The sequence below is a fragment of the Streptomyces sp. NPDC001492 genome (assembly GCF_053597275.1).
In genome coordinates this window covers 63,462-76,468 of record NZ_JBSFHW010000024.1, presented here as the reverse complement: position 1 = coordinate 76,468, position 13,007 = coordinate 63,462, and the positions used below count along the sequence as shown (strand labels likewise).

Annotated in this window: 10 protein-coding genes; 7 read left to right on the top strand and 3 right to left on the bottom strand. The window is 68.8% G+C overall.

The genetic code is table 11. The annotated features are described in order from the left end of the window. Positions 1-81: 81 nt before the first annotated feature. From ACWC1K_RS28625 to eccE, 3 genes are all read right to left on the bottom strand, one after another. Complete coding sequence (locus tag ACWC1K_RS28625) at positions 82-2,790, bottom strand: SCO5717 family growth-regulating ATPase (protein ID WP_450835510.1); 2,709 nt, start codon at positions 2,788-2,790, stop codon at positions 82-84. Positions 2,791-3,007: 217 nt separating this feature from the next. Further along, a complete protein-coding gene (locus ACWC1K_RS28620; protein ID WP_450835509.1) occupies positions 3,008-3,853 on the bottom strand; it encodes a hypothetical protein in 846 nt (281 codons plus the stop codon). Further along, positions 3,853-5,178 carry a type VII secretion protein EccE gene (gene eccE, locus ACWC1K_RS28615; RefSeq protein ID WP_450835507.1) on the bottom strand — a complete coding sequence of 442 codons (1,326 nt, stop codon included), beginning with the start codon at positions 5,176-5,178 and terminating at the stop codon, positions 3,853-3,855. The genes ACWC1K_RS28620 and eccE overlap by 1 nt, the downstream gene beginning before the upstream one ends. A 409-nt stretch (positions 5,179-5,587) precedes the next feature. Here eccE and eccB point away from each other — a divergent pair, with 409 nt between their 5' ends. From eccB to mycP (ACWC1K_RS28580), 7 genes are all read left to right on the top strand, one after another. Further along, positions 5,588-7,159 (top strand): type VII secretion protein EccB, encoded by a 1,572-nt coding sequence (gene eccB / locus ACWC1K_RS28610; RefSeq protein WP_450835505.1) that lies wholly within the window; start codon positions 5,588-5,590, stop codon positions 7,157-7,159. Positions 7,160-7,423: 264 nt separating this feature from the next. Next, positions 7,424-7,735 (top strand): WXG100 family type VII secretion target, encoded by a 312-nt coding sequence (locus ACWC1K_RS28605; RefSeq protein WP_030944974.1) that lies wholly within the window; start codon positions 7,424-7,426, stop codon positions 7,733-7,735. Positions 7,736-7,839: 104 nt separating this feature from the next. Further along, positions 7,840-8,130, top strand: a complete 291-nt coding sequence (locus tag ACWC1K_RS28600; RefSeq protein WP_450835503.1) for a WXG100 family type VII secretion target — start codon at positions 7,840-7,842, stop codon at positions 8,128-8,130. Between the two features lie 207 nt (positions 8,131-8,337). Beyond that, positions 8,338-9,630 (top strand): type VII secretion-associated serine protease mycosin, encoded by a 1,293-nt coding sequence (gene mycP / locus ACWC1K_RS28595; RefSeq protein WP_450835501.1) that lies wholly within the window; start codon positions 8,338-8,340, stop codon positions 9,628-9,630. 93 nt (positions 9,631-9,723) lie between these two features. Beyond that, positions 9,724-10,074, top strand: a complete 351-nt coding sequence (locus ACWC1K_RS28590; RefSeq protein ID WP_450835499.1) for a hypothetical protein — start codon at positions 9,724-9,726, stop codon at positions 10,072-10,074. Between the two features lie 38 nt (positions 10,075-10,112). Then, positions 10,113-11,534 carry a WXG100 family type VII secretion target gene (locus ACWC1K_RS28585; RefSeq protein ID WP_450835497.1) on the top strand — a complete coding sequence of 474 codons (1,422 nt, stop codon included), beginning with the start codon at positions 10,113-10,115 and terminating at the stop codon, positions 11,532-11,534. Between the two features lie 218 nt (positions 11,535-11,752). After that, the gene (gene mycP / locus ACWC1K_RS28580; protein WP_450835495.1) at positions 11,753-12,955 is read left to right on the top strand and encodes a type VII secretion-associated serine protease mycosin; all 1,203 of its coding nucleotides are present in this window, start codon (positions 11,753-11,755) and stop codon (positions 12,953-12,955) included. The last annotated feature ends 52 nt before the right edge of the window (positions 12,956-13,007 follow it).

Genomic DNA, 13,007 nt, shown 5'->3' with positions numbered 1-13,007 from the left:
CCGTACCCGCAGCTTTTCCTACGACGCCGAAGGGCGGCCGGTGCCTGAGAGCACCGGCCGCCCTTCGGCGTTGCCGTACCGCTACTGCTGCTGTGTCCAGCCGGGCGGGATGGCGCCCTGCTGCGGCGGCTGGCCCTGCTGCGGGTCCTGGGGCGGCGGCTGCTGCCAGCCCTGGCCCGGAGCCGGCTGCTGCGGGGGCTGCCCCCAGCCCTGCCCCGGCTGCGGGGCGCCGCCCTGGCCGTAGAGCTGCTGCTGGGGGTCCTGTGGCGGGGGCGCGTACCCCTGCTGGGGCTGCTGCGGGTACTGCATGTTCGGGTTGCCGAAGCCCTGCTGGGTGCGGGCGAAGTCCTCGGCGATGAGGGCCGCGAGATCGAAGTAGGCCTCACGCGTCTTGGGCCGCATCATCTCGAGGTCCACCTCGGCGCCCGCCGCGAGATGCTCGTCGAACGGGATCACGACGACCCCGCGGCAGCGGGTCTCGAAGTGCGCGACGATGTCCTCCACCTTGATCATCTTGCCCGTCTCGCGGACACCGGAGATCACGGTGACCGACCGCTGCACGAGATCGGCGAAGCCGTTCGCCGACAGCCAGTCGAGCGTGGTCGAGGCGCTGCTCGCACCGTCCACCGAGGGGGTGGAGATGATGATCAACTGGTCCGCGAGGTCGAGGACTCCGCGCATCGCGCTGTAGAGCAGACCGGTACCCGAGTCGGTGAGGATGATCGGGTACTGCCGGCCCAGCACATCGAGCGCACTGCGGTAGTCCTGGTCGTTGAAGGTGGTGGAGACCGCCGGGTCCACGTCGTTGGCGATGATCTCCAGGCCCGAGGGCGCCTGCGAGGTGAAGCGGCGGATGTCCATGTAGCTGTGCAGCTGCGGGATCGCCTGGACGAGGTCGCGGATGGTCGCGCCCGTCTCGCGCCGGACCCGTCGGCCGAGCGTGCCGGCGTCCGGGTTGGCGTCGATCGCCAGGATCTTGTCCTGGCGCTCGGTGGCGAGCGTGGCGCCGAGCGACATGGTCGTCGTGGTCTTGCCGACGCCGCCCTTGAGGCTGATCACCGCGATCCGGTAGCAGGACATCACCGGCGTACGGATCAGACCCAGCTTCCGCTCCCGCTCGGCCTGCTCCTTCTTGGCGCCGAGCTTGAACCGGGACGGGGCCTGGTTGTTCTTGCGGGCCTTCGGCTGGTTGCGCAGCAGCCGGTCGGAGGAGAGCTCCACGGCCGCGTTGTAGCCGAGCGGGGTCCCCGGCGCGGCCTGCTGCTGCGGGGGCGCACCGGGTCCGGCCTGCGGGCCGGGCGGGGCGGTCCAGCCCTGGTTGCCGTACGCACCGGGTTGCTGCTGCTGGGGCGGCTGCGGCTGCGGGGCCTGCTGCGGAGGCTGCTGCTGTGGTGCCGGCTGCTGCGGATAGCCGTAGCCCGGCTGCTGGGGCGGGTAGCCGTAACCGGCCTGCTCGGGCTGCGGCGGGTAGCCGTAACCGGCAGGCTGCGGCTGCCCCGGCTGGGGCTGCGGCGGTGCGGGCTGCTGCGGCGGCTGGGCGGCCTGGGGCGGCTGCTGCGGGTAGCCGTATCCGGCGGCCTGCGGCTGCGGCTGGCCGGCCTGGCGCGGGTCGGCCGGTGCGGGCTGTCCGCCCTGCGCCGGGTAACCGGGCTGTGGCTGGGCCGGGCCGAACGTGCCCTGCGGCGGTGCCTGGTGGGCCGGCTGCCCCGGCTGCGGCTGGGCAGGGGGCTGCCCGGGCGCCTGGGGGTAGCCGTAACCGGCCGCGGCCTGCGGGTCCGGCTGCGGCACTGCCTGGCCGGGATGTGCGGGTGCGAACCCCTGCGGCAGCGGGGGAAGTCCCGGGGCGGCCTGGGGCGGGGTCGGGGCCTGCGCGGTGGGCTGTGGCTGTGGCTGCGGCTGGGCGACGGGCGGGGGAGCGGTGGGTGCTGCCTCCGCCTCGGCCTCCGGCTCTGCTTCCGCCGTGGCCGGCGCGGGGGAGTCCGTCTCGGGCGCCGACTCGCCGGCACCGGCAGCGGTCGCGGCGGGGTCGCCCGGCTCCGGCTCGTCGCCGTGCGGCGCCTCCGGCTCGACGTCGTCGTCGCCATCGCCGAACAGGCGCGCGGCCTCGGCGTCGGCGGCCGCGTGGTTGAGCTCGGGCTCCGGCTGCTCGGGGGCCGCCGCCGGGGCGGCGGCCCGGGCGTCCTCGTCGACCGGGTGCAGCACGGGGAAACCGGGCGCGGCGGCCGAGGGCGCGGCAGGCGCCGGCTGCTGGGGTGCGGCGGGCGGCGTCGGCTGCTGGGGCGCGGCGGCCGGCTGCTGTGGGGGCGCGGCGAAACCGCCCGACGTGTCCTGGCCGGACTGCGGCGGTGCGCCGGCCCCCGGCTGCTGCGGGTAGCCGTACCCGCCGGGCGTCGCCGCGGGGGCGGCGCCCGGCGCGGACTGCTGCGGCGGGAATCCGTAGCCGCCCGTGCCCTGCGCCGGAGCGGGCTGCGCGGGCTGCGACGGGGGTGCGGGCTGCTGTGGTGCGGCCTGGGCGGGCGGCTGTGCCGGTGCGGGGGCGGGTGGCGCGGGACGCTGCGGTGTGACGCCCGGGGGCCCCGTGGGTGCTCCGATGGGCGGCCCGCTCGGGGGCGGCGGCGATTGCCGCCCGCCGTCCTGCTGGCCGCCGGACGGGGAGCCACCCTGCGTGCTTTGGGCGTACCAGGCGGGCGGCTCGTAGACGATCTCGAACTCGCCGGTGAGATCCACCTCGTGATCGTCCCCGTCCGAGGAAGGGCTGCCGCCGTTGTACTCGGACCGATCCCTGTTCACTGCTTGCCTCCTGGTCAGCCACTGCTGCTGAGCTGGTCGTCGTCGCGGTCGGGCGGACCGAGTGGCGAGTCCCACGCGACTGCGATCGTCACCGCACCACCAGAAGCCTAATCACTCGCATGGCGGGACGGAAAAGCCCCCATGGTGCGAACCCAACAGCCTCACGGGTGCGCCCGGTTCGCGCCGTTCGCACCCTTCCCCCGGTGACGACGACGCGTCAGTCCATCCGTCGGGCCACGCCGAGCAGGCCCGTCTCCGCATCGGTGGGTTCGGTCATCACGAACTTGTGGTGCTTGCGGGTGCACCACAGGGCAGCGGCTTCGTGCAGCGCCGGCAGGTGCTGCAGATGCTCGTTCGGGACACCCAGGGTGTCGCGTACGACCTCGATCTCCTGCGGCGAGATCTGCTGGATGCCGACCAGCTGCGCCTGGGCCAGCCACCGCGGCGCGTGTTCGCTGACGTACGGCAGGACCGTGACCACGGCCTGCCACGGCACCGAGGTCACCCGCCCACGCGGCGGACGCACACCGCAGTCCCGGATCAGCACCACCGGACTCGACACCGACGGCCCCTGCGCGGGCACCCGGCCCACCGGATAGACCGTCACACACTGCTGGCCGCCGCCCGCCGCCTGCGCCAACTGCTGCCAGACCTGCGGACGTCCGGTCTCGACGCCCACGCGCGCGCCCGTCGCGGCGGCGCGCAGCGCCAGCACCTGGGCGAGCCACAGACCACCCACGAGGACGACGTCGAAGGCGGTCGGCCGGGACAGGCCCAGCACCGCGGGCTGCGCATCCGGGTCGGTGCCGATGAGTACACCGTCGTCACCGATGGGCATGCTGATCGCCGCGAGTTCGTCGGCGGTGACGACATGCCGGTTGCGGCGCGGCCCGCGCAGCCCGAACCCCGGGCTGGCGATGCGCCGTTGCTGCTGCGGGGTCTCCGGCTGCCGGATGATCGGGATCATGCCGGTGTCGGTCGGCGAGGCGACGTGGGCCGGCGTCGTACGGCCGGGGGTGTTGCCCTGCTGTCCCGGTGGCATGGTCTGCGGGGGGTAGGACATCAGTAGGTACCTCCGAGCGGCAGGGTGGCGAGGGCTCCGGGGACCTGTTCCCGGTCGAGACGGACCAGACCGGCCTTCGCGGCACCGGCAGCCCGTTCCAACTCCCTTCCCACCTGGCCGAGTTCGCTGTCACCGCGGGCGGTGACCCGGATGTGCCCGGTGAGCGAGACACCCCTGTTGCCGGCCTTGCTCAGGGTCATGCTGAACGTCGTGGCGAGCACCGGCAGCGAGGTGAGCCGCGTGACCAGCTCGGGCAGCGCCACACCGCCGTTGCCCAACTGCGGCCAGCGGGAGACCCAGTACGTCGCGTGGTACCGGTCGTCGACCCGCCAGGACTTGACCGCCTCGACGGTACGGCGCTGGGGCGCCCGTCCCTCCTGGCCGTGCTGCGCGTTGGCGCGCGGGTTCAGGCAGCTGGACGTCGCCAGCGCCTGCACCAGCTCGTTCTCGTCCAGGATGGTCGCCTTGAAACCGGCGCCGGCCAGCCTGCTGGACAGCTGGTCCGCCACCCGCAGCAGCGCCTTCTGCGCCCCGGGAACACCGTCCCCGCGCGCCTGCACCGCCTCCGGGCACAGCTCCGGGTCCAGCTTGAGGGCGACCCAGGTCAGCCGCAGCGCGGGCGAACCGACCTGCGCCTGCAGGGGGCCGTACGAGCGCGCGGCGAGCGACTGCGCGGGCAGATGCGGCGCGGGCGCCGGCTGGGTGTGCTGCACGACCTGCGCGGAGGCGAGCCTGATGCCGTCGACCTCCAGGGCGTCCTGGATCAGCCGCAGCGGCAGCTGCCGGTGGGCCGCGGCGGGCCGCAGCGGCTCGTCGGCCGGCTGCACGAAGAGGACGGCGGTCAGGAAGGTCCCGTCGCCGATCATGCCGATCGCCCGGTTGTCACGCGACACGAAGTTGTACGTCCGCAGGGCCGGGTCGCATTCCACGACCGGCGCCAGCATCGCGTCGGTCCCGGGCGGGACGGGCAGCTTGGCGTCGCGTTGGCGCTGCCGCATCGCGCGCGTCGTCTCGTACCACTCGGGCAGCGGACGGCGGCCACGGCGCAGCACCGCCAGCAGAAGCAGCAGCACCGCCACGGCGCCGGCCGGCGCCAGCAGCCAGGACGTGTCGGCGGCCCAGGCGGCCAGCATCACCGCGGCCGCGAGTTCCACCAGGATGAGCTGCTGCAACCGGACCGGGCCCAGACCGCCGGGGCGGGGCAGCGTGCGCGGCGACGCGGCGGCGGGGGCGGCAGGAGCGGCCGGGGAGCGACGTCTGTCGCCGGGCCCTCCCTGTTGCTGCTGTGCGCGGCGACCGCGCCGAGTGCTCGTAGCGCTGCTCATCCCCCGGGACATCCCTTTCGAGAACTATGTGGCCGCTCACCGGGCCATCACTGGTCCATGAAGCTGGGCCATGACTGGGCTCACAACATCCGTGTGGGCGGCTCACGGTACCCGCTGCGACACATGAGGCGACACACGGGACACCGAAACCACAGGTGGCCAGCCTTTCACGGGCCGGGCCCGCATGGTGAAGCGCTGTGGTGAAGCTCTGTGAAGATGCGGGGGCGGCCCCAACACCTGGTGAACCGGCGTCCGGTGGCGCAGGGCATAGTAGGTGCCTGCGCGGCCGAGCAGGTGCCTGCGCGGCCGAAGCTGCCTTGCGAACGCGATCCGGCGGCACAGGCACGATCGAGCGGTATCGGGCAGCACAGTCACGATCGAGCAGTACAAAACGGGAGAAACGGGGACCATGGCAAAGCGTCAGGACGAGCTCGCCGCCTACAACTTCGCTCGCAAGCGCACCGTCGCGGCGTTCCTGGCACCGTCGCCGGGCGGCTCGGAGGAAGGCGCACCGCGTCCCATGCGCACGGTGACGCCCAGCCTGGCGCTCGGCGTCGTCCTGGTGATCGGCTTCATCGCCTACGGCGTGATCAAGCCGGCCGCACCGGCGGGCTGGGACAAGCCCGGCGAGTACATCATCGTCGACAGCGACTCCACGACCCGTTACGTCGTCATCAACGACAAGACGTCGAACGGCAAGAAGGTCGCGACGCTGCACCCGGTGCTCAACTACGCCTCCGCCAAGCTCCTCCTCGACAAGGGCAAGGGCAGCGTCCTGGAGGTCTCCGGCAGCGAGATCGACAAGAGCGACCTCCCGCACGGCGCGACCATCGGCATCCCGTACGCCCCCGACCGCCTGCCCTCCAAGGACGACGCGGAGAAGGCGAAGACGTGGGCGGTGTGCGAGCGCCCGGCGCCGGGAGGCTCGGCCGACTCCATCGACCGCGCCGTCTTCGTCCTCAATGCCGACGACGCCAAGACGCTGGACAACTCCGGCAAGGTCGACGCCGGTGAGGCGCTGTACGTCAAGGACAGCAAGACCGGTGCGCGCTATCTGATCGACCGGGCGGGGAACCGTTTCCTGCTCGGTGGACCGGGGCTCAACCAGACGACCATGGCGCAGCTGCTCGCGGCCGTCATCGGCCAGTCCGCCGAGCCGCAGCCGGTGAGCCAGGAGTGGCTGGCCACCTTCAACGACGGCGGGGCCATCACCTTCCCGACCGTCCCGGGCGCGGGCCGGACGACCACGGCCAAGGGCCTGCCCACCGGGGCGACCACGGTGGGCCAGGTACTGGAGTCGGAGGACGCGCAGGGCAAGCAGTACTACGTGGTCCTCCAGGACAAGGTCGCCTCCGTCACCCCGTTCGTCGCGGAGCTGCTCAAGCAGTCGCCCCAGGCCCAGGCGGCCACGGCCGCCAAGGTCCCCCAGAACGTCATCATCGCGGCCAACGGCGGCGCTCCGGAGAAGTTCTACGGGGACAAGGGCTGGCCGGCGGACGTCCCGCACCAGGCCAACCCCGCGTCCACGGCGACCGGCCAGGCCCGCACCACCTCGTGCAGCGTCTACGACGGCACCTTCGGCGCCGACAAGAAGCCGCATCTGGCCGCCTGGGCCGGAACGGCGTACCCGAAGAAGGTCGTCTCCGGTTCGGTGAGCGCCTACGTCTCCTCCGGCTCGGGCCTTCTCTTCAAGGAGCTCACGGGTGTCGCGGGCGGCGGCGGCGCGCAGTACCTGCTGACGGACACGGGTCTGCGCTACTCGCTGCCGTCGAACAACGACAGCGCGGCGAAGGGCAGCGGCGCCGGCTCGTCCGCCTCGACCGGGTCGTCGCAGAACGCGAGCGAGACGGACAAGGCCCGTACACGCCTGGGCTACGAGGACATCACCAACCCCGCGCTGGTTCCGCAGACTTGGGCGGAGTTCATCCCCAAGGGCCCGACGCTGGACACGGGCAGCGCCTCGCAGGAACAGAGCCAGTGATCGTGGAACCCCGGTGGGCCGGCCGGCGATTGACGCCGGTCGCCCGCCAACGGGCGGACAAGTCCGGGCACTTGAGCGTGCCGGGCCTGTTGATCACAAGATGATCGCTCAAGTGTGTGAGCCGTGTAACTGATTGGTCTTGCCTGTGGATGTGAGACAGGCTGACGATAGAGTGTTTGCAGCGCTCAACGGTGCGAAGTCTCCGGGCACCAAGTAGGTTTCCCGGATCAGACAACATGAACGACGACATGGGGGAAGGTCATCATGGCCGGCCAGTTCCGGGTAACAGAGGACGAACTCACCAAGCTCTCCGGCGACATCAGCACCGCCAACGGCCAGCTGCAGGGCGAGATCCGCCGTCTGAACGGTGTCATCGAGCAGATCGCCGGCGGCTGGAAGGGCCAGGCGGCCACGTCCTACCACCAGCTGCAGGAGCGCTGGAACCAGGATGCGAAGAAGATGAGCGACATCCTCAACGACATCAAGGAAGCCGTGGACTCCACGCGGAGCAACTACTCCGCGTCGGAAGAGCAGCAGAACTCCGAGATCAGCAAGATCATGTCGGACTTCGGCTGAGCCGTATCCGGCTCCGACCGATCCACTGGGCCCATTGAGCCCACTGGGTCCACTGATCCTGATCGATCCCGAACGACTTCCCAAACGATTCTTCCTGAAAGGGAATGACGATGTCGATCCTCGTCAATTACGCAACCATCACCAACGCCTCCACGGACGTGCGTACGACCGCCGGGCGCATCAAGCAGCAGCTCGACGACCTCGAGGCCGCGGTCAAGCGCGTCGCCGCCACCTGGGAAGGCGAGGCGCAGGAGGGCTACCAGCGCAAGCAGACCGAGTGGGACAAGACCGCTCAGGACCTGCACAACACGCTGCTGAAGATCTCCACGGCGCTGCAGAGCGCGGCCGAGAGCTACCAGGCCACTGAGAAGAGCAACGCCTCTTCCTGGGGCTGAGCCAGTCGGCGACCCGAGGCGCCTGAGGGATCCGAGGGACCTGAGATGAAGAGAATCGGCCCAGCCGACGCCACGGTGTCGACTGGGCCGAGCTCTGCTTCAGGGTCGCACACAGCAAATCCCGCAAATCTTCACATCCGTTTATTGGTACGTCCGTCACCGGTACATCCGTCACCGGTACGTCGAGGAAGCCCTGGGGGCCTGGACATGAGGGGCCTGAACGTGGAGGGCCGCAGAGCCCGTTCGCGTAGCCGCAAGGACCGCAACAGTGGAACCCGCGCACTGCAGCGGGTTTTCGGCGTGCTTGCGGTGACCGGGTTGTGCGTGGTGTCGGCGCCGCCGGCATTCGCATCCGACGGTCCTGCCTCCGGCGGGGCGAAGTTCGGCCTGGCGGCGAGCTCGGAATGCGTCTTCGACGGCCCAGTCATCAAGTCCACGCCCTGGTCGCTCCAGCGGGTCCTCCTGGACCAGCTGTGGGGGCAGGCGACGGGCAAGGGCGTGACGGTCGCGGTGATCGACACGGGCGTGGACAGCTCGAACCCACAGCTCAGCGGGGCCATGGCCGGCGCCGGCAAGACCTACGTCGGCGGCGCCGCGAACAAGGACATCGAGGGCCACGGCACCCGGGTGGCGGGCATCATCGCCGCCCGCCCGATCGACGGCACGGGCTTCGAGGGCATAGCCCCGGAGGCCAAGATCCTGTCCTTCCGCTACACGGGCGGAGAGAACAAGCAGGGCAACTCGAGGACCATGGCCCAGGCGATCCACGACGCGTCCGTCTCGGGCGCGAAGATCATCAACATCTCCTCGGACACCGCGGACAAGCAGGACAACCAGGGACTACGGGACAGCGTGGCGGCGGCCGTGAAGAGGGGCGTCCTGATCGTGGCGGCCGCCGGCAACGACGGAGCCGACGGCAAGTCCGCGAACACCTACCCCGCGTCGTACCCGGGCGTCCTGGCGGTGGCAGCCTCCGACCGCAACGACGAACGCGCCTACTTCTCCCAGTCGGGAGACTTCGTGGACGTCGCGGCACCGGGCGTCGACATGGTCTCGACGGTCCCCAAGGGAGGCCAGTGCACAGCCGACGGCACGAGCTTCGCAGCGCCGTATGTCGCGGGCGTCGCGGCGCTGCTGAAGCAGAAGCACCCGGGCTGGACGGCGGCTCAGATCTCCACCCGCATCGAGGAGACGGCCCAACGGCCGAGCCGCGGCCCCAACCGCTACATCGGCTGGGGCGTGATCGACCCGGTGGCCGCGTTGTCGGACGACTCAAAACCGGCCTCGACGCCGACACCTGATCCAGCGGTGAAGGCCGGCTCCGGCGGGGTCGTCCCCATGGCGGTGACCATGGGCGAGAGCGAGGCGGAGCGGGAGCGCCGGACAGCCATTTATGTGGTGGGGGCGGGGCTTGCGCTTGTGTTGGTGGTTGCGGGGAGTGGGGTGGCTGTGCGGGACTGGCGGAGTCGGAGGGATGGTCGTGTTGGGCGGGTTGGGTAGCTGGGGCCTCTGGCCTGGCTGCCCAACTCGGGCGATGACTTGGGCACCTAGCGGTGCTGACAACTTGAGTTACAGGGGAGAGGACAACGGGGTATGAGCGACGGGATGCGGGTTGATCTGAGCGCTCTGGATGAGGTCATCCGGAAGCTCTGGACGTTGCTAGACGATATGGACAAGGCGGGGCAGACGTCGCGCTATAACACGGAGATCCCGATGGATGCGTTCGGGAACACGTGCCAGTTCTTGGAGGCTGGGGATCTACATGCTGCCCACAAGGACGCGAAGAATGAGCTTGAGAAAGTCATTGGGGGACTTCACGGACTCATTGACAGGTTCAGTACGAGCACTTCCAAGGTGAAAGACAAGTACACCGAGCAGGAGTACGCGAACAAGCAGCAAATGGGTGGTAATTCCGGGGGCTCGAGCGGTGATTGGGCCAAGTAGACCGATCGAGAATCACCTACAGAGGGGAAGCGTTCAAAATGTCCGGTGAGCAAGGGCTGCCGAAACCAGTCATTGAGCAAGAGACGTGTATTGCAGGACGTCCTCAGACAAAGACTCAATTCATCGACCACTCGCTCAAAGAGCTCAAGCAGATGCTTGACGGTACCAACCCTGGGGCGATCGAGGAGGTCGGCCGTCACTGGGGCAAGGTCAACGAGATTCTCGCCGGTGGCGAGAGCGGCGGAATTGCTGGCTTGCTCGACAAGGCGGTCGACAACGTTCTGCAGCACTGGGAAGGTGAAGCAGCCAGGAGTTTCGAGAAGAAGGCTCGCGAAATCGCGCAGAGCATCCGAAACGCAGCTTGGCACGCGGACCTCAACAGCACCCAGATGGCCGACGCCGGCCACCAGCTGCGTACGTATAAGCAGCAACTGGACGATATTCATGAACCCAGCACCATGGACAAGATCGGTGACGCCGCTACCGACTGGAGTTGGGACAACGGCGAATCGGTAGCCGGTGATCTCCGTGATGGCAAGCTGACCACTGCTCAGATTGCACAGAAAGATGAAGGCAAGATCGGCGCCAGCCGAGAAGCCCAGCTCAACGGTGTTGCCGTCATGGAGAATCTGGGCGCTCAATACATGCGCATCACGCGGAACTTGCAAAACAACCAACCAATCCACGGTGAGCCCCCGGGCCATGTCAAGGAACCCACCCAGAATGTGGAGTATCCACCGCCTGTCGTCACTCCCGGGGTTGGTACGTCTCGTCCCAGCGGTTCGGGGTCAGGTAGTAAGCCCTGGAGCGCAGGGCCGACCACCAGCGTGAAGCCCGCCCCTACGGTTCCCCGCGACCCCGGCATCACGGGAGGCACGCAGCTTCCAACAACGAAGACAAGTCTCCCGACGACCGGGACGAATGTGGACAGTATCTCCACCGGTATGACGGGGGCTGGGCCTGGCCCTAATACGGGTGTCCCCAGCGCCGGCAGTGGCAACTTCGGCGTCAGCGGAGGCCCGGGTTCCGGCGTCGGTGCTCCCGGCGGCACGACTGGCCTCGGCGGGGGTATCGGCTTCGCGGGTGGCCGCGGGGGCATGACCGGTGGCGCAGGGGCAGGCCGCGGTGCCGGAGGCCGAGCCGGCATGGGCGGCATGGGTGGCGGAGCCGGCGCGGCCGGACGAGGCGGAGCCGGCGCCGGCGGTCGTGGGGCCCTCGCTAGAACCCGTGGCGGTGTGGTTGGTGCGGCCAAGGGGGCAGGCAAGGGCGCGGGTGGCGGTGCTGGCTTGCACGGCAGCCGGGGCGGAACGCAGGCAGGCGCAGCCGGGGCTGGAGGCAAGGGGCGAAAGTCCAAGAAAGAGAACAGCCAGGGCGACCGTCCCGACTACCTGGTCGAGGACGAGGAGACCTGGATCTCGGAAGAAGACCGCAACCGGAACGTACCCCGGACGATCGAGTAGGGCACACTGGCGAGCCGCACGAAGTCCGCGTGCGGCTCGCCCGCATGAGGGCTGGCGGAACGGGTCGTAGCTGAGTGAGGAGCAAGGAAGTGGGTTTCAAGCGAGTCTGGTCTACGACGGGAGTCGTGGCGTTGACAGGAGCTTTGCTCCTTACTGCGGCCCCAGTTGCCTCAGCTGACTACGTTAGGGATCAGCAGTGGGCCTTGAACGTGTTCTCAATGAAGGACGTTTGGGCTAAGTCCCAGGGACAGGGCGTCACAGTCGCTGTTGTCGATTCCGGAGTTGACGCCAGCCATCCTGATCTGACTGGTCAGGTCCTTGAGGGCAAGGACTTCACCGGTGGTGGGAATGCCCAAGAAGATACCCTGGGTCACGGAACAGCGATGGCGAGTATTATCGCTGGTCACGGCCATGGTGCGGGGAACTCCTCCGGCGTGATGGGACTAGCGCCGAAGGCCAAGATTCTGCCCTTGCGCACCCTTCGGAAGCAAAACGATAGGAACCTTGACGAGACATGGGGTGCCGCAGTTCGATATGCGGTGGATCAGGGTGCAAAGGTAATCAACCTCTCCTTCGCAAATGACGGTGGTAAGACGCTAAGCGCCGGTCGTGAAGCGATTGCGTACGCGCAAGCTCATGATGTTGTCGTTGTCGCAGGTGCAGGTAATGATGGGTTTTCTTCTGTAAGCGAGCCGGCCGCACTTCCAGGTGTTGTTTCGGTCGGTGCCGTGGACAAGAAAGCAAATCGCTGGGAAGACTCGAATACTGGAAAAGGACTGGCACTTACAGCTCCTGGCGTGGACATTGTCAGTGCGGACCCGGAACAGTCCAATGGGTATGGCCGGAATGACGGTACTTCAGATGCCACAGCCTTTGTGTCTGGTGCTGCCGCCTTGGTCCGAGCCAAGTACCCCGATCTCACCGCAGGCCAAGTCATCAACCGTCTAATCAAATCGGCCACCTTCGCCCATCACGCGGGATTGAAAGCGCCCGACGAAGAATATGGCTATGGCATCGTCCGTCCCTACTCGGCGCTTACGATGAACATCCCCGCCGGCCCCAAGACGAACCCTCTCGGCCAACTCGATTCATCGAACTCCACATCCACTGAGGCTGCCAAGGGAACGGATTCTCCGACCCAGGCTAAAGAGAAGTCCTCCTCCAATAATGTCCTCGTCATCGCTGGCGGCATCGCTGCCATCGTGGTCATCGGTGCAATCATTTTCGCGGTAGCCCGCCGCCGCGGCGGCGGTAATGGTGGCTCCGGCTCCGGCGGTGGAGCCCCTCAGCAGCCCACGTACCCGTCTGGCCAGCAGCCGTACCCCAATGCGGCACCCAACCAGGGGTACCCGGCTTCTCCGGGACAGTCCCCTCAGCACCCCAACCCGTACAGCCAGCAGCCCCCGCATCAAGGGCAGTAGGAGTAGCTCACCGTCCAGTGGCGGCGCGGTTGTGGTTATTGCAGTCCTCCAC

Excerpts from the sequence above, each read along its gene's own strand:
- ACWC1K_RS28620 (WP_450835509.1), bottom strand. The coding sequence starts at position 3,853 with ATGTCCTACCCCCCGCAGACCATGCCACCGGGACAGCAGGGCAACACC.
- eccE (WP_450835507.1), bottom strand. The coding sequence starts at position 5,178 with ATGAGCAGCGCTACGAGCACTCGGCGCGGTCGCCGCGCACAGCAGCAA.
- eccB (WP_450835505.1), top strand. The coding sequence starts at position 5,588 with ATGGCAAAGCGTCAGGACGAGCTCGCCGCCTACAACTTCGCTCGCAAG.
- ACWC1K_RS28605 (WP_030944974.1), top strand. The coding sequence starts at position 7,424 with ATGGCCGGCCAGTTCCGGGTAACAGAGGACGAACTCACCAAGCTCTCC.
- ACWC1K_RS28600 (WP_450835503.1), top strand. The coding sequence starts at position 7,840 with ATGACGATGTCGATCCTCGTCAATTACGCAACCATCACCAACGCCTCC.
- mycP (WP_450835501.1), top strand. The coding sequence starts at position 8,338 with ATGAGGGGCCTGAACGTGGAGGGCCGCAGAGCCCGTTCGCGTAGCCGC.
- ACWC1K_RS28590 (WP_450835499.1), top strand. The coding sequence starts at position 9,724 with ATGAGCGACGGGATGCGGGTTGATCTGAGCGCTCTGGATGAGGTCATC.
- ACWC1K_RS28585 (WP_450835497.1), top strand. The coding sequence starts at position 10,113 with ATGTCCGGTGAGCAAGGGCTGCCGAAACCAGTCATTGAGCAAGAGACG.
- mycP (WP_450835495.1), top strand. The coding sequence starts at position 11,753 with ATGAAGGACGTTTGGGCTAAGTCCCAGGGACAGGGCGTCACAGTCGCT.